Origin of the sequence: Microbacterium sp. Marseille-Q6965, assembly GCF_946151065.1 — a bacterium.
In the GTDB taxonomy this organism is placed as follows: Bacteria; Actinomycetota; Actinomycetes; order Actinomycetales; family Microbacteriaceae; genus Microbacterium.
In genome coordinates this window covers 151,076-169,653 of the sequence record NZ_CAMGZA010000002.1, presented here as the reverse complement: position 1 = coordinate 169,653, position 18,578 = coordinate 151,076, and the positions used below count along the sequence as shown (strand labels likewise).

Here is an 18,578-nt window from a genome sequence, read left to right as displayed (position 1 = left end):
TCATGCGGATCGTCGTGGGCGTGACGGGCGGCATCGCCGCGTACAAGACGGTGCAGCTGGTGCGGCTGCTCGTGACCGACGGGCATGACGTGCACGTCATCCCGACCGAGAACGCGCTGCGATTCGTCGGGGCACCCACATGGGAGGCCATCAGCCGCAACCCGGTCACGACGTCGGTGCACGACGACGTGCCTCGCGTGCGGCACGTGGCGCTCGGGCAGGCGGCCGATCTCGTCGTGATCGCTCCGGCAACGGCGCACACTCTCGCGAAGATGGCGGCGGGCCTGGCCGACGATCTGCTGGGGACCACCCTGCTGGCCACCACGGCGCCCGTCGTGGTCGCGCCCGCCATGCACACGGAGATGTGGCGGCACCCCGCCACGCGAGCCAACATCGAGACGCTGCGGAAGCGAGGCGTGCGCGTCGTCGGCCCCGACAGCGGACGGCTCACCGGGGACGACTCGGGCCCGGGGCGCATGGTCGAGCCCGAGCGCCTCAAGGACGAGCTCGATGGCCTGCTGCGCCCGGCCGCCGTGGCCCCGGGCCCCGCGGGGAACGACCTGGAGGGCATGCGCGTCGTGGTGTCGGCCGGGGGCACGCGCGAGCCGATCGATCCCGTGCGCTACATCGGCAATCGCTCCAGCGGGCGGCAGGGCGTCGCGCTCGCCCTCGCGGCCGCCGACCGCGGAGCCGAGGTGACCCTCCTCGCCGCCCACGTGGAGGAGGGCGTGCTCACCGAGGCGCATGCCCACCCGCGCATCCAGGTGCAGCCGGCGGGCACGGCGACCGAACTCGGCGAGGGCGTGCGCACGGCGGCGGGCGATGCCGACGTGGTGGTGATGGCGGCCGCCGTGGCCGATTACCGGGTGGCGGAGGTGTCCGAGACGAAGCTGACGAAGGACTCCGCCCCCGGCGGGGGGCTCGAGCTGCGTCTCGTCGAGAACGAGGACATCCTCGCGGGTCTGGCGCGCGATCGCCGGGCGGGGCAGACGATCGTGGGCTTCGCGGCCGAGACCGTCGCGAGCGACGAGGAGCTCGTCGAGCGAGCCCGTCGCAAGCGGGAGCGCAAGGGAGCCGACCTCCTCGCGGCGAACGCCGTGGGCTGGAGCGCGGGCTTTGAGACCCCCGACAACGCGGTGGTCGTCGTCGACGCGCGCGGCGAGGTCGTCGCCCGCGCCGGCGGGACGAAGCGGGAGGTCGCCGAGGCGGTCCTCGACGCGATCGCGGCGGTGCGCGCCGGCGCGTGACCCCCGTCGCGGGGGTCAGGCGTCGGGCTGGCGCAGGTGCTCGCGCAGGGCCTCCACGAGCTCCTTCGACCCCTCGGCCGTCTCGGCGCCGTGCCCGCCGGTGTGGATGAGCGTGACGCGGCTGCCGCCGTCCTCGGGCTCGATCGTCCAGGTGAGGATCCCCTGATCCTCGCGGCCGCCGCCCCAGGTGGCGATGAACGAGTGGGAGAAGGAGCGCGGCGGGTCATATGAGAGCACCGTGCCGCTGAGCTGCACCTCGCCGTCTTCGTCCACATACTCGAGCGGGCTGCCGACCTGCCACGTCGTGCGTGGCCATGTCCCGTAGTACCAGGAACGCACCCGTACGGGGTCGGTCAGGGCCGCCCACGTGCGCTGAGGGGTGGCGCCGGTCTCGATCCGATACATCCGCTCACCGTCCATGCGCCCATCCTGCCCCGCACGTCGCGCGACGCGCGAGGGGGTTTCGGATTCAGCCCTGCCGGCTCACCATCTCGGTGATCCAGATGGGGGCGTAGGGCGACGTGCAATTCGGGGGCGTCGGGTAGTCCTTGAGAACGCCCAGGCGCTCACCGATCGCGAGGGCGCGGGCGCGCTGGCCGGGGTGGGCGATGCCGATGTAGGCGAGCGTGGAGTTCATCTCCCACTGCAGCGGCGCCGGCGCATCCCTCATCTCGGCCTCGATCGTGTCGAGCAGGGCGGCGAGATCGAGCCCGGAGGCGTCCTTCTGGGCGCGGAAACCGGTGAGGGCCCACCCCGCGGCGGCCACGTGCGGGTCGTCGTCGTCAAGCCACCGCAACCGCAGCTGCTCGAGGTGGCGGCTCTTCTTGGCGATGTAGTTCGTCAGCCAGTCGCGCACCTTCGGCGCTCGGGCCTCGCGCAGCATCGCATCGATCTCATCGGCCGAGTACTGCGTCGGGCGCGAGATGAGCAGCGCGAGCAGCCGAGCCGGCGTCTCGCCCGTGGCCCACAGCTCCCGCGCGAGCTCCGGGTCGGTCTTCACCCGCTTGGCGACGGCGCGCAGCCTCGACAGGTTCACGCCGTGATCGTCCCCATGACGCTCGTTCACGGCCCGCATCTTCGGGTCCTCGAGTGCCTCCAGCTCGGCCAACAGCGCGGGCACCGTCTCGGTCATGCGAGCAAGGTTACGCCCCCGGCTCGGCGCGCGCAGCGGCGTCCGACCCCGCCGTCAGACGAGGAAGAGGTGATCGAGGGCGCCCGGGTTGTGCGCGTGCACGAGCACGAGGAAGACGACCGCGTCGAAGAGCAGATGGACCGTCACGACGTACGCCAGCGAGCGGGTCTTGAGGAAGATGAATCCCTGCAGCAGCGCGAACGGGATCGTCAGGGCGGGTCCCCATTCGCGATAGCCCAGCTCCCACAGGAACGACACGAACACGATGGCCTGCAGCGCGTTGGCCGTCGCGTCGTGGAAGTGGCGACGCAGGAGGGCGAAGACCGTGCAGATGAAGAACAGCTCGTCCCAGATGCCGACGGCGCCCACCCCGACGAACAGCCGGGCGATGAGGTTGGCGTCGTCCACGACGGGCCAGTTCCGGTAGACGCCGCTCGTGATGAAGTAGTACGGCAGGATCAGCCAGCCCAACCCGATCACGGCCACGAGCCACGCCCACTGCCACCCGGTCCAGCGCCCACCGCCGCGCCAGGGGAACCGAATGGCGTGGTCATGGAAGAAGTAGCGGGCGACCACGTAGGGCACCACCACGGCGCCGCCCAGGGCGAGCGTGAAGGCGAGCATCGAGAGGTCGTCGAGCTTCGCCTCGAGGTGGATCGCCGAGGCGCACACGAGCCCGAGGCCGATGAGCAGCAGGTCCCGCGCCAGGTGCGGCGCCGTCGAGGCGCGACGGATCGGCGGCAGCAGCGCCAGCAGCACGCCCGCCGCGAGCAGCGCGTAGCCCAGGGGACGCGACTCGAGCACGAACATCGCGGGCGCCGCGAGGCACACCAGCAGCGCCGGGGCGATGTCCCATGACATCAGCGGGCGCGTCTGCGCGGTCGCGTGCGCCATCAGCCGCGGGCGACGCGCCGGTACGCCAGGTCGCGGATCTCGCGGCCCTTGTCGATCCCCTTGCGTTCGAAGGCGGTCATGGCGCGCCCCTCGAAGCGCGTCGCCCACTCCCCCGCGAAGGCGCGTTCGAACTCGGGCGCGGCATCCATGACCTCGCGCATCTGCAGCGCGTAGTCCTCCCAATCGGTGGCAAGCCGCAGCACGCCCCCGTCGCGCAGGGGGCGACCGACGGTGGCGCCGAAGCCGTCCTTGATCATGCGGCGCTTGTGGTGGCGCTTCTTGTGCCAGGGATCGGAGAAGAAGATCCACACCTCGCTGACAGAGCCCTCCGGCAGCAGCGTCTCGAGCACCTCGGGGGCGTTCGCCTCGATAACCCGCAGGTTGCGCACGCCGGCCTTGTCCGCATCGAGCATGGTGCGGGCCAGCCCCCCGACGTACACCTCGACGGCGAGGAAGTCGGTGTCGGAATTGTTCGCCGCGGCGTGGACGATGGCGTGACCCTGACCCGATCCGATCTCGACGATCAACGGCGCCTCGCGGCCGAACTCCTTCGCCGGATCGAACACCGCATCCGGGTGCACCGACGTGGAGGCGGCGTCGCGGGGCACGTCGAAGCGGTAGAGGGGCGACAGTTCGGCCCACGCGCGTTCCTGCGCCTCCGACATCCGCCCGCCTCGACGCACGAACGACACGGGATTCTCGCGGTATCGGGGCGCTTCGGGCATGCCCTCCAGGGTAGTTGAGCCGGTCCGTGGGCGACCGCCCGGGGCGCGGCCGGTCCGGCCGCGCCCCGGGGTGTCGTCAGCGCCGGCGCAGCGCCACGACGGAGGTAGCCAGGGCAGCGGCGCCGAGCACCGCACCGACGCCTCCCAGCGCCAGGCCCCACGGCGCGGCCGTATCCGGATCGGCGGCCCCGGCCTGCTCGTTCCCCGCCGGGGCGTGCGCGTCGTCCGCGGCATCGCCGGCCGCGACGGTCACGACGGGAGCGGGCGCGTCGAGGGCGTGCGGGTCCTCGCCCTCCTCGGCGATCTCGCTCCACGACACCGCGCCGTCCTCGCACCGCTGCTCGACCGGGAACGCGAGCGTCCCCTCGGCGTCGGCCGAGACCTGAACCTGCAGTTGCACCGCCGCGCGAAGCTCGTTGGCGATCGGCTCCTCGGCCGTGAACGTCACCGCACGCGGCAGGCCATCGGCCTCGTCGCGCGAGATGGCGATGTCCCAGCCGGCCTGCACGGTCGGCGACACCGCGCCGACACCGTCGGGCATCTCGATCTCCAGCGCGGTGGTGGGCGAGCCCTCGCAGCCGTGGCTGAACGCGAAGGTGAGCACCTCGTACGACCCGGCTGATGCCTGTTCGGGTGCGACGGTGACATGCGCGGCGGCGGCCAACGGCAGGCCGAGCGCCAGCGCGGCGCCGATGGCGACGCCGGCGCCGAGGCGGCGCAGCGGGCGGCGGGAGGGGATGTGGGGGTTGTTCATGTCTTCTTCCTTCTGAGCGTGCGGAACCCGCGGCCCTCGGGGGACCGCGGAAAGGGGTGGGGTCAGAGGGAAGGAAGGGGCGGCCCGCGCGGACCGATGAGCGCGAAGACGCGCCCGGACCGCGGTGCGCGCGGACGCGCGGCGACCACCGCCGGCCGAGACGGCACCCGGAGCCGCGGCGCCGTCAGGCGCGCACGGAGCGACGCTTCCGTCCACTCCAGGATCGCGCGCAGGGCCCGTTCGCCGAACAGCAGCACGACGAAGCTGACGACGGCGGCGGCGGCATGCGAGGCGACCATGAGGGGACTCACCTCGACGGCGGGCCCCAGGGGCCCCAGCTCGAGCGGAGCGCCATGGCCCGCGTGACCCGAGGGGCCGTATCCGCCGCCGGTCGGGAAACCGAGCGTGGCGTAGACCGCGTGGAAGGCCGCCTGTGCGGCGATCACCGTGGTGCCGATCCGCCCCGCCCGTGGGCGCTGACCCATGAGCGCCATCGACGGCGCCCACAGCAGGGCCATCATGGCGAGCACGAGGAGCGGCGCCGGCGCGTCCTCGCCGCCGAGCGTGTGCGAGACGGCGGCGATGAGGTTCGCCGCGAACGACGCCCCCGCTCCGCGCAGCGCGAGCCGCTGCCGCCGTGTCCGCATGCGCCGCTGGTCCCTACGGCGCCGTCACGAAGTCGATGAGCTCCTCGACGCGTCCGAGCAGCTCCGGCTCGATGTCGCGGAACGTCGTGACGCGCGAGAGGATGTGCTGCCACGCGCGGGCGATGTCTGCCTGGTCCTCGGCGGGCCAGCCGAGCCCCCGGCAGATGCCCGTCTTCCAGTCCGTGCCGCGCGGCACGACGGGCCATGCCGCGATGCCGAGCGCCCGCGGCTTGACGCACTGCCACACGTCCACGAACGGGTGCCCGACGATGCGCACGTGGGGGCCGTGCGGGCCGCGGGCGACGGCGTCGGCGATCCGCTGCTCCTTCGAGCCCGGCACGAGGTGATCCACGAGCACGCCGTAGCGACGCGTGTCCGACGGCGGCTCCGCACGGAGCAGGTCGTCCAGCAGGTCGATGCCCTCGAGATACTCGACGGCGACGCCCTCGGCGCGCAGGTCGTCGCCCCACACGCGCTCGACGAGTTCCGCGTCGTGCTTGCCCTCCACGAGGATGCGGCTCGGCAGGGCAACGCGCGCCCGCCGGTCGTCGGCGACGAACGATCCCGACGCCGTGCGCCGCCGTCCCTGCGGCTGCACGGCCGGCGCCACGAGCTCCACCGGCTCGCCGTCGATGAGGAAGCCCTTGCCCAGCGGAAACAGCCGCCGACGGCCCTTGCGGTCCTCGAGCTCCACGTGCGGGCCCTCGCGTCGGGTGATCGCACCCGTGAAGCCGTCGCCGGCCACCTCGACCACGAGGTCGATCTGGGCCGGCACGCGCCGCGCCTGCTTCGTGCCGCGCTCGCGCCAGTTGGTCGCGAGCACGTCGGATCCGTACCTGTCGTCCATCCCTGCCAGCGTATGGTCCCGTCGCGGGATGTCGCCGCCGACGGGGCCGCGCGGGCGCGCTTTCCCCTCGCCCGGCCCGTGAATAGGATCGAGACGGGGGCGACACCGCCGCGCGACAGGCCGGCGCGCCTCGAGCGAGAGGGGCGCGATGCGCAGGCTGACGACGTGGACGGCTCTGGCGGCAGGGGCGCTGCTGGCCGCAGCCGGATCGCCGGCGAGCGCCGCGGAGCCCGTCGCGCTCGGCGACTCCTTCGTCTTCGACCTTCCCGCCGTCGACGCGCTCTCCGATGCCGAGGAGCGCGCGGCGGACGAGCGGCTCGAGCAGCTGCGCCAGGCCACGGGCATCGACCTCTGGGTGGTCTTCGTCGACGACTTCGACGCACCCAGCGACCGCGTCGCGTGGGCCGACGCCGTCGCGCAGCAGAACGGGCTCGGCACCGACCAGTACCTGCTCGCGGTCGCCGTGGAAGCCCGCCAGTACTACATCTCCTCCGACCTGGCCGGGCCGCTGAGCGAGGACGATCTCGTCCGCATCGAGGCGGCGGTGGAGACACCGCTGCGTGAGGGCGACTGGGCGGGCGCGGTGGATGTGGCCGCCGATGCCGTGGAGGAGGAGACGCAGCCGGGCGGATCGGGCGGGGTCGCGTGGATCCTCGGGATCCTCGTCGTGGTCGCGGCCGTGGTGGTCGTGGTGTGGCTGGTGCGGCGACGCGCGAGGGCGGCCGCCGGCGCCGGCGGCGGCGCCGGCGTGCCGCTGGCCGAGCTGGAGCACCGCGCCGCCACGGCATTGGTGGCGACCGATGATGCCGTGAAGTCGAGCGAGCAGGAGCTGGGATTCGCGATCGCGCAGTTCGGCGAGGACGCCACGGGCGAGTTCCACGACGCGCTCGAGTCGGCGAGGAGCGATCTCGCGAAGGCCTTCGAGCTGAAGCAGCGCCTGGGTGATGCGGAGCCCGACGGGGAGCAGCAGGCGCGCGCCGGGTACGAGGAGATCCTGCGGCTGTGCGAGGCGGCGGCGCGGTCGCTCGAGGAAAAGGCCGAGACGTTCCGCACGCTGCGCGAGGTGGAGCAGAACGCCCCCGCGGCCCTGGCCAACGCGCGACGAGCGCTCTCCGCCGCCGCGGGCGCCGATCAGCGCGCCGCCGCGGCACTCGAGGCGCTGCGCGCCACCTACGCCCCCGAGGCCCTGCAGGAGGTCGCCGACAACGCCGCACAGGCGCGAGACCGCCTGGCCACGGCCGAGACGGAGCTGACAGAGGCCGAGCTGCTGCTCGCGGCCGGAGACACCGGAGAAGCGGCCTCCGCCATCGTCGTGGCCGAACAGGCCACCGATCAGGCCGTCGCGCTCGAGCGCGCCGTCACCGAGCTGGGCGCGACCCTCGCGGCCGCCGAACGGCAGGCGGGGGCGCTCGTGGCGGAGCTGGAGGGAGACGTCGCGCGTGCCCGAAGCCTCGGCTCCGCGCACGACGCCGCGCCGGCAATTGCCGCGACCGAGCAGGCGATCGCCCTGGCCCGGCAGAACCTGTCGGGCCAGGGCAGGCGCCCGCGCGTGCTGCTGCAGCAGCTGCAGGCCGCGAACGAGCAGATCGACGCCGTCATCGTGAACGGCGAGCGCGCGCAGCAGCTCCTCGGCCAGACGATCCTGCAGGCGCGCAGCGCGGTGACGGCGGCGCAGGACTTCATCGCCGCGCGCCGCGGCGGGGTGGGGGCCGACGCCCGCACGCGGCTTGCCGAGGCCCGCACGTCGCTGGACCGCGCCGAGGCGGCGCAGTCGGTCGACGTGGCGCAGGCGCTGCCGCATGCCCAACGCGCTCTGCAGCTGGCGGAGTCCGCATCCCAACAGGCCCAGTCCGACGTCAGCGGCATGATGGGCGGCATGCTCGGCGGGTCCGGCGGCTATGGCGGCCACGGCGGGGGCCGGCGACATCGGAGGCGCGATCATCGGTGGCCTGATCGGCGGTCTGCTCTCGGGCAGCGGCTCGCGCCGCTCGGGCGGCTGGGGCGGCGGGCTCGGCGGCGGTGGCTTCGGCGGCGGACGCAGTGGCGGCTTCGGCGGCGGTCGCCGCGGCGGCGGCTTCGGCGGCGGACGCCGCGGCGGCAGTTCGGGGCGGACGCAGCGGGCGCCGCGGGGCGGGAGGTTCTGACATGCGACGCGGCGGCGCCTCATCGTGGCCGACTGCACGCGCCGTCGATTTCGTCCTGCGCACGCATAGGCGCCGCTCCTAGACTCCAAAGAGACCTTCACGAACCGACTCGACGCTCTGCACCATCCACGAAGGGAAGCACCATGACCAAGCAGTCGATCTTCGGCCGCATCTCCACGCTCATCCGAGCCAATGTGAACGCGCTGATCGATCAGGCCGAGGACCCGCAGAAGATGCTCGACCAGCTCGTGCGGGATTTCACGAACAACATCGCCGACGCCGAGGCGGCCATCGCCGAGACGATCGGCAACCTGCGCCTGCTCGAGCGCGACCACGCCGAGGACCTCGAGACGGCCAAGGAGTGGGGCAACAAGGCCCTCGCCGCCAGCCGTAAGGCCGACGAGCTTCGGGCCGCCGGCAACACCGCCGACGCCGAGAAGTTCGACAACCTCGCGAAGGTCGCGCTCCAGCGCCAGATCGCCGAGGAGAACGACGCCAAGGCGGTCGCCCCGCAGATCGCCGCGCAGACCGAGGTGGTCGAGAAGCTCAAGAGCGGTCTCGACGGCATGAAGAGCAAGCTCGAGGACCTCAAGTCGAAGCGCAGCGAGCTGATCGCCCGCGCGAAGACCGCCGAGGCCCAGAACAAGGTGCACGACGCCGTCAAGTCGATCAACGTGCTCGACCCGACGAGCGACCTCGGCCGCTTCGAGGAGAAGGTGCGCCGGCAGGAGGCCCTCGCCGCCGGCAAGGCGGAGCTCGCCGCCTCGTCGCTCGACGCGCAGTTCGACGAGCTCCAGGACATGGGCCAGCTCACCGAGGTCGAGGCGCGTCTCGCCGCGCTGAAGTCGGGCAACACGCAGGCGATCACCTCCTGAGCCCTCTCGCGACGGCGCCGCCCCGGGTTCTCGGGGCGGCGCCGTCGCGTGTCCCGGGTGCATGGGACCCGCGCGGTCGCGAGTCGATCCGGGCGGCTCCACCGGGCCGATCCTCGTGGAGAATGGGGCCATGGCCCGGTTCGTCGTGGTTCCGCAATGGCAGGGATCGCCCTCGGCGCGCGCGATGGCGCTCGTCGACGGCGCCGAGGCGATCGCCGGGGATCTGCCCGCGGCCGCGTGCATGCGCGTGGCGGTGCCCCTCGAGGCCGGAGAGCGTCTCGAAACCGGCGTGCAGCGGGCCAGCGCGCTGCTGCGCGTGCGCGAGAGCATCGCCTCGGCCGTGGCGGCCGAGGACTCGCCCGCCATCGTGATCGGCGGCGACTGCTCGGTCACGGTGCCCGCGATCGACGCACTCGCCGACGACGATCTCGCCGTGGTGTGGTTCGACGCGCACGGCGACCTGCACTCCCCCGAGACGAGCCCGTCCGGCGCGTTCTCCGGGATGGCGTTGCGGGCCGTGCTGGGTGAGGCGGGCGCCGACCTGTCGCTGCGTCCGGGCCGCGTGTCGGCCTCGCGCGTGGTGCTGGCCGGGGCCCGCGACCTCGAACCGGCCGAGGCGGATGTCGCGACCCAGGAGGGGATCGCTCGGCTCGCGTGCGACGAGATCGAGGGCCGCCCGGAGGCGCTCGCCGAGGCCGTCGCCGCCACGGGCGCAGCGCGCGTGTTCGTGCACATCGACGTGGACGTGCTCGATCCCGCCCACCTTTCGGGCGTCTCGAACGCCGCGCCCTTCGGCCTCACGCCCGCCGGGCTGCTCGCCGCGATCGGCGCACTGCGCGCACGCCTCCCGCTTGCCGGCGCGGCCATCACCGGGTTCGCCCCGCCCACGCCGGCCGCGGCCGTCGACGACATGGGCGCGATCCTGCGTCTCGTGGGCGCCCTCGCATGAGGATCTCCTTCCCACAGCCGCCCCGCCCGCACGACTGGCGCGAGGTCGCCGCGCTGCGGCAGGAGTCGGGCCTCGCGCTCGACCGGCGAATCCCCGCGTTCCTCCTGGACTCGTGGATCAGCCGCGCCGGCGCCGGCATCGCCACGGCCGTCGGCTTCGTGTGGGGCGGGCTGTGGAGCACCGGCAGGGTGGAACGCCACGGGGAGCTCATCGTGTTCCGTCGCATGCCGCGCTGGACGCATGCCCGCGGCGGCGTGTGCGTCGGCCGGTGCTACCTCACCCGCCGCGACCGCGAGAGCGACCGCGTGCTCGCGCACGAGCTCGTTCACGTGCGCCAGTGGCGCCGGTACGGGCTGCTCCTCCCGCTGCTCTATCTGCTCGCGGGGCGCGATCCGCTGCGCAACCGCTTCGAAATCGAGGCCGGCCTGCAGGACGGCGGGTACGTCCCCGCCGAGCGGCGACCCGGCGGGTCGCGTCAGTCGCCGACGAGCAGCCGGTAGCGCTCCGGCACGTGGATCGACTCGAACGGCACGCCGCGGCGCTCGGTGAGGTGATCCACGATATCGGCGGTGCCTAGGTAGCCGCCGAGCAGGTGCACACGCGTCGCGTCGTCCTCGCCGCACATCATCTCGTCGGCCCAGGCCGTGACCGCCCGTGCGAGCGCACGGCCGGTCGGACATGGCCGGCCGGTGCCGGGTGCTCCGGTGCGCACCGAGCGGTCGAGCCACGTCAGCGTCATACGGGCGGGCACACGGAGGTCGCACACCCACGTGACGTCCGGGACCTCGACGAACACGCGGCCGGTCGAGCAGATCGGCAGAGTGGCCAACAGCGTCTCGAGCTCGGCGAGCGAGGACTCGTCAGCGGTGATGAGGTGCTGGACGCGCGAGTGCCGCGGCGCGCGGCAGGCGGCGTCGCTGTGCTCCCGGACGGAGCCCTCGGGCGTGTGGCGTGACATCCCCTCCAGGATACACCCGGTATAGGTGAGCCTTACCTTTGCCGGGAGACTCGCAGCCCGCACGCGTCAGCCGGCGAGGGACCTCTCGGCCGCCTCGACGACGTTGGTCATGAGCAGCGCGACCGTCATGGGGCCGACGCCGCCGGGGTTGGGCGAGAGCCAGCCGGCCACCCCGGCCACCGCCGGGTCCACGTCGCCGTAGACCTTCTGCTTGCCCGTCTCGGGGTCGTCCTCACGCGTCACGCCCACATCGAGCACCGCGGCACCGGGCTTGACGTCCTCCGGCCGGATGAGGTGCTTGACCCCCGCCGACGCCACGATGACGTCGGCCTGGCGCAGGTACTGCCCCATGTCGACGGTGCCCGTGTGCACCTGGGTGACCGTCGCGTTGATCTCGCGGCGCGTGAGCAGCAGCCCGATGGAGCGGCCGATCGTGACGCCGCGCCCGACGACCACCACGTGCTTGCCCGCGAGGTCGTAGTCGTTGCGCAGCAGCAGCTCGATCACGCCCCGCGGCGTGCAGGGCAGCGGCGTGTGGATCGGGGCGTTCACGTTCAGCACGAGCCGCCCGAGGTTGGTGGGGTGCAGGCCGTCGGCGTCCTTGGCCGGGTCGATGCGCTCGAGGATCGCGTCGGTGTCGAGGTGCTTCGGCAGGGGCAGCTGCACGATGTACCCGTGGCACGACGGATCGGCGTTGAGCTCGTCGATGAGCGCCTCGACCTGCTCCTGCGTCGCATCGGCCGGCAGCTCACGCTGAATCGAGTTCATGCCGATCGCCTCGGACTGGCGGTGCTTCATGCCCACGTACAGCTGCGACGCCGGATCGGCGCCGACGAGCACGGTGGCGATGCCCGGAACGACGCCGCGCTCCTTCAGCGCCGCGACCCGCTCCGCCAGCTCGGCCTTGATCGCCGCCGAGGCGGCCTTGCCGTCGAGAACCCGCGCGACCATCAGATGCCCGCGTATCCCTGGCCGGCCTGCTCGAGAGCCGGGTAGAGCGGGAACGCGTCGGCGAGCCTCGCCACGCGCTCGCGCAGTGCCCGAAGATCCGGATCGGGAAGCAGCGCGAGCGCGATGACGTCGGCGACCTCGGTGAACTCGGCGTCGCCGAAGCCGCGCGTCGCGAGCGCGGGCGTGCCGATGCGCAGCCCGGAGGTGACCATCGGCGGGCGCGGATCGTTGGGCACCGAGTTCCGGTTCACCGTGATGCGGATCTCGTGCAGCAGATCCTCGGCCTGCTTGCCGTCGATCGCCGCGTCGCGCAGGTCGACGAGCACGAGGTGCACGTCGGTGCCGCCGGAGCGGACCGAGATGCCCGCATCCTTCACATCCTGCTGCGTCAGGCGCTCGGCGAGGATGCGCGCGCCGCGCAGCGTGCGCTCCTGGCGGTCCTTGAACTCGGGCGTGGCCGCCAGCTTGAACGCCGTCGCCTTCGCCGCGATGACGTGCATGAGCGGGCCGCCCTGCTGACCCGGGAACACGGCCGAGTTGATCTTCTTCGCGACGTCGGCGTCGTTCGTGAGGATGAAGCCGGAGCGCGGGCCGCCGATCGTCTTGTGCACGGTCGACGAGACGACGTGGGCGTGCGGCACGGGGCTCGGGTGCAGGCCCGCGGCCACCAGGCCCGCGAAGTGTGCCATGTCGACCCACAGGTAGGCGCCCACCTCGTCGGCGATCGCGCGGAACGCGGCGAAGTCGAGCTGGCGCGGGTACGCCGACCATCCGGCGATGATCACCTTCGGCTTGTGCTGGAGGGCGAGGCGACGCACCTCGTCCATGTCGACCATCGACGTCTCGGCGTCGACCTCGTACGGCACGATGTCGTAGAGCCGGCCCGAGAAGTTGATCTTCATGCCGTGCGTCAGGTGGCCGCCGTGGTCGAGCGACAGGCCCAGGATCGTGTCGCCCGGGCGCGCGATGGCGTGCAGGACCGCGGCGTTCGCCGAGGCGCCCGAGTGCGGCTGAACGTTGGCGAACTCGGCGCCGAACAGCTCCTTGGCCCGTGAGATCGCGAGCTCCTCGGCGACGTCGACCTCCTCGCAGCCGCCGTAGTAGCGGCGTCCCGGATAGCCCTCGGCGTACTTGTTCGTGAGCACGGAGCCCTGCGACTGCAGCACCGACACGGGCACGAAGTTCTCGGACGCGATCATCTCGAGGAAGCTGCGCTGCCGGTTGAGCTCGCGCTGCAGCACCTGGGCGATCTCGGGGTCGACCTCGGCGAGCGGGGCGTTGAACAGCGGATCGGTCATGCGATCTCTCCAGACGACGTGGCGGATTACGGGTGTTCGCTTCGGCCCAGGCGCGCGGTCGAATGCCGTCCAGGTCGCTCCCCGGTGGTGACCCACCTCAACGCCAGTCGCGACACGACGATCATAACGGAAGGGCCCGGCCTGCCAAGGGCCGGATCCGCCTCATGTGGCACGCTTTCGGCATGGCAACGCTGATCCACTCCGCCCGGCTGGTGTCAGACGGATCCGAAACGCCGGACGGCTGGGTCCGCCTGGAGGGCGATCGGATCGCGGCGACCGGGGCGGGACGGTGGCGGGAGGCCGCCGCGCCCGGCGACGAGGTCATCGACGCGACGGCACTCGCGGGCGCGGGCGCCGTGCTCGCACCGGGCTTCGTCGACCTCCACGGTCACGGCGGAGGCGGTGCCGCGTACGACGACGGCCTCGAGGCGATCCGCGCCGCCCGCGCGCTGCACCGCCGCCACGGCACCACGCGCGCCGTGATCTCGCTCGTGACCGCGCCGATGGATCTGCTCGCGGCACGGGCCGCCGCCGTCGCCGATCTGGCGGCGACCGATCCGACGGTGCTGGGCTCACACCTGGAGGGGCCCTTCCTCGACCCCGCGCACCACGGTGCGCACGACCCCGCGCTGCTGCGCGACCCGGCGCCGCGCGACGTGGACCGGCTGTTGACCGCCGGCCGGGGCACGGTGGTGCAGGTGACGATCGCGCCCGAGCGCCCGGGCGGCCTGGAGGCGGTGCGGCGCGTGGTGGCGGCAGGCGCCGTGGCGGCCATCGGGCACACCGGCGCCGACGCGCGTGTCACCGCGGCGGCCATCGACGCGGGTGCCACGCTGCTGACGCACGCCTTCAACGCGATGCCGGGCGTCCATCACCGCGACCCGGGACCGATCCCCGTCGCGGCGCGGGACGAGCGCGTGACGCTCGAGCTGATCGCGGACGGCGTGCACGTGCACGACGACGTGATGCGCCTGCTCTTCGCGGCCGCGCCCGGTCGCGTCGCCCTCGTCACCGACGCGATGGCGGCCACGGGCATGCCCGACGGCTCGTACGCGATCGGCGCGCTCGACGTGAACGTGACCCACGGCGTCGCACGGGTGGTGGACACCGGCGCGATCGCGGGCTCGACCCTCACGCAGGACGCCGCGCTGCGCCGTGCCGTGGCGTTCGGCGTCTCCCTGCCCGTGGCGGTGGCGGCACTGACGGCGGTGCCCGCACGAGCGCTCGGTCGGAGCGACCTGGGCGCGCTCACGGCGGGCGCCGGCGGCGATGCCGTCCTGCTCGATGAGGCGCTGTCGGTGCGTGCGGTGTGGGCGGCGGGCGAGCGCGTCTGACACCACGCAGACGAAGGGCCCGGTGTTCCCCCGAACACCGGGCCCTTCTCATCCGACCGAAGCGAAGCCCCTCCCCCGAAGTGCTGTCTCTTCGATCGGGACGCCGGCCCGATCGGGTGTCGGGACGTCGGCGTACGCCTCTCTCACCGGATGAGACCGGGTACCGGGCGATTCATTACGCGAGTTGGCGAAGATCGTCGGAGATTCTCGGGCCGGGGCGGCGAATCGCAGAGGAACCCGCAAAATCCTGCGGAAAACTGGCGCCGGCGCGCGGGCTCGCACCAGAATGGAGGGATGCGTGCGCCCGACACGGACCCGACCGAGACGACCGCCGACGCGGACCTCGTGCTGCGGTCGCGGTCGGGCGACGCCGACGCCTTCGCCGAGCTGTGGCGACGCCACTACGGGTCGGCGATCGTCGCGGCCCGCTCGATCTCGCCGTCGTTCGACGCCGACGACCTCGTGCAGGAGGCGTACGCGAAGATCTTCCAGGCCATCCGGCGAGGGGGCGGACCGACCGGCTCTTTCCGCGCCTACCTGTTCACGGCCATCCGCAACACGGCGGCCGCGTGGGGCGGGGCGCGCCGTGAGACGGCGGTCGACGAGCTGGACGACGTCGAGGACCCGACCACCAACGAGGACGCGGTCGACGCCGCCCTCGACCGCAGCCTCACCACCACGGCGTTCCGCTCGCTGCCGAGCCGGTGGCAGGAGGTGCTCTGGTACACCGAGGTGGAGCAGATGAAGCCCGCCGATGTGGCGGGGCTGCTGGGCATGAAGCCCGCCGCGGTTTCGCAGCTCGCCTTCCGGGCGCGCGAGGGACTGCGCGAGGCGTGGATCCAGGCACACATCGCCGCCGTCGGCGAGGACTCGGACTGTCGGTGGACGATCGAGCGGCTCGGAGCGCACGCACGCGGCAACCTCGGCACGCGCGACCGCGGCAAGGTCGACCGGCACATCGCCGACTGCGCGCGGTGCGCGATCGTCGCCGCCGAGGCACGCGATGTCGGCAGCCGTCTCGTGCTCGTCCTGCTTCCCCTGGCCGTGGGCGTCACGGGCGCGGCGGGCTACCTCGCCTCCTTGCAGCAGAACGGCTCGGCGCCGATGGCGCTGGCGGCGATGCCGGAGGGCGTGCTCGAGGGCACGGTCACCGGATCCGTCGAGCTGGTCGGGCACGGCGCGGAGGTGTTCGGTCACGTCGCCGAGAGCGCGAGCGCGCTTCTCGGCGCGGCCGGCACGGCCGCCGCGGGTGCCGGCGCCGCGTCGTCGTCCTCGGGGTCGGCAAGCGGCGGCACCGCCGCCGGTTCCGCGTGGACGATCGGCGGCCTCGTCGCCGCCGGCGTGGCATCGATCGCGATCGTCGGCACGATCGTCGCGAACGCCGTCGCGCCGGGCACCCCCGCTCCCACGAGCGAGCCCGCGGCGATCGAGCAGAGCGCGGCCCCCTCCGACGCCTCCATCGAGCCCGACGCGACCCTGGCAGCGCACGGCGCCGACGACCCCGAGCCCAAGGAGCAGCCGGTCGTGCCGGCGCCGGAACCGAGGAGCCGGAGGCCCCGCGCCGCCGACCCCGAGCCGGTTCCCGCCCCGCCGGCGCCCAGCGTGCCCCCGATCACGCCGCCCGACGGTGCACCCGCGTCCCTTCCCGCGGCGCCGTCCGAGCCGGAGGCGCCGAGCACACCCGCTCCGAATCCGACCCCCACGCCTGACCCCGAACCGGAGCCGGAGGAGCCGGTTGAGCCGGAGGAGCCGGTGACCCCGCCCGCCCCGGACCTCACGGACCTCGCCATCGACGCGTCCTCCTCGCGCTGGGACAGCAGCATGGCCACCATCGCCGTGCAGAACGCCACGCCCGGCGCGACCGTGACCATCAGGATCTACACGGGGATCGGCGTCGATCTCGACATCGTCGAGATCGACCTCGGCCTGGGCGCCTGGCTCGTCGCCGAGGGGGCGCCAACCGCCGACGCGGACGGCCGCGCCGTACTCGAGGCGCAGTCGTTCCTGTCCTTCTTCGATGAGGACGACGTCGTGGTGATCACGACAAGCGACGGGGAGAGCGTCGCGCCCTTCCGCCTCGGCGACCTGCTCCCGCCGCCGCAGTAAGCGGTTCCGCCGCATCCCCCCGCGCGCTAGCGTCGAGACCATGACGCCCCTGCGCATCGCCGTCACCGGCGCCGCCGGTCAGATCGGCTACAGCCTGCTGTTCCGCCTCGCCGCCGGAGGGCTGGGCGACCGGCCGATCGAGCTGCGACTGCTTGAGATCACGCCGGCGCTGCCCGCGCTCGAGGGCGTCGTGATGGAACTGCAGGACGGCGCCTTCCCTCTGCTGGCCGGCATCGAGATCGGCGACGATGCTCGCACGATCTTCGACGGCGCGCAGCTGGCCCTGCTCGTGGGTGCCCGGCCGCGCACCGCCGGCATGACGCGGGCGGATCTGCTGGAGGCCAACGGCGCGATCTTCCGCACGCAGGGCGAGGCCCTCGGTGCGGTCGCCGCCGACGATGTGCGCGTGCTCGTCACCGGCAACCCCGCGAACACCAACGCCTTTATCGCGGCCGCGCACGCACCCGACGTCCCGCGGGATCGCTTCACCGCGCTGACGCGACTGGATCACAACCGCGCGGTCGCGCAGCTCGCCGCCCGGACGGGCGCCCGCGTCGCCGACATCTCCCGCGTCACCATCTGGGGCAACCACTCCGCCACGCAGGTGCCCGACCTGAGCCACGCGCTCATCGCCGGGCGCCCGGCGCTCGACGCGATCGACGACCCGGAGTGGGTCGAGCGCGACTTCATCCCGACCGTGGCGAACCGCGGCACCGCGATCATCGAGGCGCGGGGCGCGTCGTCGGCGGCGTCCGCGGCCTCCGCCACCGTCGACGCCGCCCGCGACTGGCTGCACGGCACCCCCGACGGCGACTGGACGTCGATGGCGGTGTGCTCCGACGGATCGTACGGAGTTCCCGAGGGGCTGATCAGCTCGTTCCCCGTGACGACCCACCAGGGGTCTTGGACGATCGTGCCCGGCCTCGACATGGATGCCGCCACCCGGGGGCGCCTCGACGCCTCGGTGGCGGAGATCGCCGGCGAGGCCGAGCAGGTCCGCTCCCTGGGGCTGGTGTAGCGGGCGCCGCGGCGCGCACTCACCGCCTGGGCGGGCAGGGCTCCTCGGCGAGCCGGTGCGACAGCATCGCCGCCATCACGAGCACCACCCCCATCCCGACGAGGGCGCCGCCGACCGTGTCGGTGAGCCAGTGCGCGGACAGATGGGTGCGGGAGAAGGCCATCGCCGCCGTCCACGCCACCCCGAGCGCCGCCACCCACCAGCGCGGCAGGACCAGCCACAGCGCGGTGGCGACCGTGGCGGCGAACGCCGTATGGCCCGACGGGTAGGCCGCCGAGGAGATGTCGATGACGATGTCGTCGGGCCGCAGGCGCGCGAAGGCCGCCTTGCTCGCTTGCACGAGCGCCGTGGTGGCGAGGGACGAGACGGCATAGAGCAGGGCGCTCCACGGGCGCCGCAGCGCCAGCAGGACGATCAGCAGGCCCAGCGGGATCCAGAGATGGGCGAGGCGCCCGCCCCCGATCGTGTCGAGTCCGTGCGACATCGCGAGCAGAGCCCCCTCGGGGGCGGTGGCCACGACATCGCGCCACCACGCGTCGAGGGGCAGCGGCCCCTCCCCGCCGGACAGCCGGACGATCAGGCCGAGCAGCGCGGCCGCGAGGAGGGCACCGGTCCCGATGCCCAGCCACCTCGCTCGCCGGTCCGCGCGCTCCGCCACGTCCCCATCCTGCCTCCTTCGCCCCCGCGCAGCACGGGCAC

General features: G+C 73.3%; 18 protein-coding genes, 1 pseudogene and 1 riboswitch. Of the genes and pseudogenes, 8 read left to right on the top strand and 11 right to left on the bottom strand.

All coding sequences use genetic code 11. The features are described from left to right. Window positions 1-2 precede the first annotated feature (2 nt). A complete protein-coding gene (coaBC, locus tag N8N77_RS07290) occupies window positions 3-1,247 on the top strand; it encodes a bifunctional phosphopantothenoylcysteine decarboxylase/phosphopantothenate--cysteine ligase CoaBC (protein ID WP_261165870.1) in 1,245 nt (414 codons plus the stop codon). Window positions 1,248-1,262: 15 nt separating this feature from the next. Here the strand turns inward: coaBC and N8N77_RS07285 are convergent, their stop codons facing one another. The 7 genes from N8N77_RS07285 to N8N77_RS07255 form a co-directional block, all read right to left on the bottom strand. Further along, complete coding sequence (locus N8N77_RS07285) at window positions 1,263-1,667, bottom strand: SRPBCC domain-containing protein (RefSeq protein WP_261165868.1); 405 nt, start codon at window positions 1,665-1,667, stop codon at window positions 1,263-1,265. Between the two features lie 49 nt (window positions 1,668-1,716). Continuing rightward, window positions 1,717-2,379 carry a DNA alkylation repair protein gene (locus tag N8N77_RS07280; RefSeq protein WP_261165867.1) on the bottom strand — a complete coding sequence of 221 codons (663 nt, stop codon included), beginning with the start codon at window positions 2,377-2,379 and terminating at the stop codon, window positions 1,717-1,719. Between the two features lie 54 nt (window positions 2,380-2,433). Beyond that, window positions 2,434-3,273, bottom strand: a complete 840-nt coding sequence (locus N8N77_RS07275; RefSeq protein WP_261165866.1) for a CPBP family intramembrane glutamic endopeptidase — start codon at window positions 3,271-3,273, stop codon at window positions 2,434-2,436. Beyond that, window positions 3,273-3,998 (bottom strand): tRNA (guanosine(46)-N7)-methyltransferase TrmB, encoded by a 726-nt coding sequence (gene trmB, locus N8N77_RS07270; RefSeq protein ID WP_261165865.1) that lies wholly within the window; start codon window positions 3,996-3,998, stop codon window positions 3,273-3,275. Before trmB ends, N8N77_RS07275 begins: the two co-directional genes overlap by 1 nt. A gap of 76 nt (window positions 3,999-4,074) precedes the next feature. Then, the gene (locus tag N8N77_RS07265; protein ID WP_261165863.1) at window positions 4,075-4,752 is read right to left on the bottom strand and encodes a YcnI family protein; all 678 of its coding nucleotides are present in this window, start codon (window positions 4,750-4,752) and stop codon (window positions 4,075-4,077) included. A gap of 62 nt (window positions 4,753-4,814) precedes the next feature. Beyond that, complete coding sequence (locus tag N8N77_RS07260) at window positions 4,815-5,399, bottom strand: hypothetical protein (RefSeq protein ID WP_261165862.1); 585 nt, start codon at window positions 5,397-5,399, stop codon at window positions 4,815-4,817. A gap of 13 nt (window positions 5,400-5,412) precedes the next feature. Beyond that, entirely contained in the window at window positions 5,413-6,246 is an 834-nt protein-coding gene (locus N8N77_RS07255; protein WP_261165861.1) for a DUF3097 domain-containing protein, read from the bottom strand. A gap of 148 nt (window positions 6,247-6,394) precedes the next feature. Here N8N77_RS07255 and N8N77_RS07250 point away from each other — a divergent pair. The 4 genes and pseudogenes from N8N77_RS07250 to N8N77_RS07235 all read left to right on the top strand — a co-directional run. Further along, window positions 6,395-6,799, top strand: a pseudogene (locus N8N77_RS07250) (TPM domain-containing protein); the annotation flags it as partial. Window positions 6,800-8,533: 1,734 nt separating this feature from the next. Continuing rightward, complete coding sequence (locus N8N77_RS07245; protein WP_261166389.1) at window positions 8,534-9,265, top strand: PspA/IM30 family protein; 732 nt, start codon at window positions 8,534-8,536, stop codon at window positions 9,263-9,265. Between the two features lie 130 nt (window positions 9,266-9,395). Further along, a complete protein-coding gene (locus N8N77_RS07240) occupies window positions 9,396-10,214 on the top strand; it encodes an arginase family protein (RefSeq protein ID WP_261165859.1) in 819 nt (272 codons plus the stop codon). Next, entirely contained in the window at window positions 10,211-10,714 is a 504-nt protein-coding gene (locus tag N8N77_RS07235; protein WP_261165858.1) for a Fe-S oxidoreductase, read from the top strand. The genes N8N77_RS07240 and N8N77_RS07235 overlap by 4 nt, the downstream gene beginning before the upstream one ends. Here N8N77_RS07235 and N8N77_RS07230 read toward each other — a convergent pair. The 3 genes from N8N77_RS07230 to glyA form a co-directional block, all read right to left on the bottom strand. Beyond that, window positions 10,690-11,172 carry an SIP domain-containing protein gene (locus N8N77_RS07230; RefSeq protein ID WP_261165857.1) on the bottom strand — a complete coding sequence of 161 codons (483 nt, stop codon included), beginning with the start codon at window positions 11,170-11,172 and terminating at the stop codon, window positions 10,690-10,692. The two genes, N8N77_RS07235 and N8N77_RS07230, sit on opposite strands and share 25 nt — an antisense overlap. Window positions 11,173-11,238: 66 nt before the next feature. Continuing rightward, on the bottom strand, window positions 11,239-12,123 hold the full coding sequence (locus N8N77_RS07225) for a bifunctional methylenetetrahydrofolate dehydrogenase/methenyltetrahydrofolate cyclohydrolase (RefSeq protein ID WP_261165856.1): 885 nt from the start codon (window positions 12,121-12,123) through the stop codon (window positions 11,239-11,241). Continuing rightward, the gene (gene glyA, locus N8N77_RS07220; protein ID WP_261165855.1) at window positions 12,123-13,421 is read right to left on the bottom strand and encodes a serine hydroxymethyltransferase; all 1,299 of its coding nucleotides are present in this window, start codon (window positions 13,419-13,421) and stop codon (window positions 12,123-12,125) included. Before glyA ends, N8N77_RS07225 begins: the two co-directional genes overlap by 1 nt. A gap of 37 nt (window positions 13,422-13,458) precedes the next feature. Then, a riboswitch (ZMP/ZTP riboswitch) is annotated at window positions 13,459-13,542 on the bottom strand. Window positions 13,543-13,603: 61 nt separating this feature from the next. Here glyA and N8N77_RS07215 point away from each other — a divergent pair. The 3 genes from N8N77_RS07215 (at window position 13,604) to N8N77_RS07205 (ending at window position 17,879) form a co-directional block, all read left to right on the top strand. Beyond that, complete coding sequence (locus tag N8N77_RS07215) at window positions 13,604-14,755, top strand: N-acetylglucosamine-6-phosphate deacetylase (protein ID WP_261165854.1); 1,152 nt, start codon at window positions 13,604-13,606, stop codon at window positions 14,753-14,755. A gap of 294 nt (window positions 14,756-15,049) precedes the next feature. Next, the gene (locus N8N77_RS07210; protein WP_261165852.1) at window positions 15,050-16,861 is read left to right on the top strand and encodes a sigma-70 family RNA polymerase sigma factor; all 1,812 of its coding nucleotides are present in this window, start codon (window positions 15,050-15,052) and stop codon (window positions 16,859-16,861) included. A gap of 40 nt (window positions 16,862-16,901) precedes the next feature. Beyond that, window positions 16,902-17,879, top strand: a complete 978-nt coding sequence (locus N8N77_RS07205) for a malate dehydrogenase (RefSeq protein WP_261165851.1) — start codon at window positions 16,902-16,904, stop codon at window positions 17,877-17,879. A 19-nt stretch (window positions 17,880-17,898) separates the two neighbouring features. On the opposite strand, the gene N8N77_RS07200 is transcribed toward N8N77_RS07205, so the two are convergent. Next, the gene (locus N8N77_RS07200) at window positions 17,899-18,537 is read right to left on the bottom strand and encodes a phosphatase PAP2 family protein (RefSeq protein WP_261165850.1); all 639 of its coding nucleotides are present in this window, start codon (window positions 18,535-18,537) and stop codon (window positions 17,899-17,901) included. Window positions 18,538-18,578: the final 41 nt, after the last annotated feature.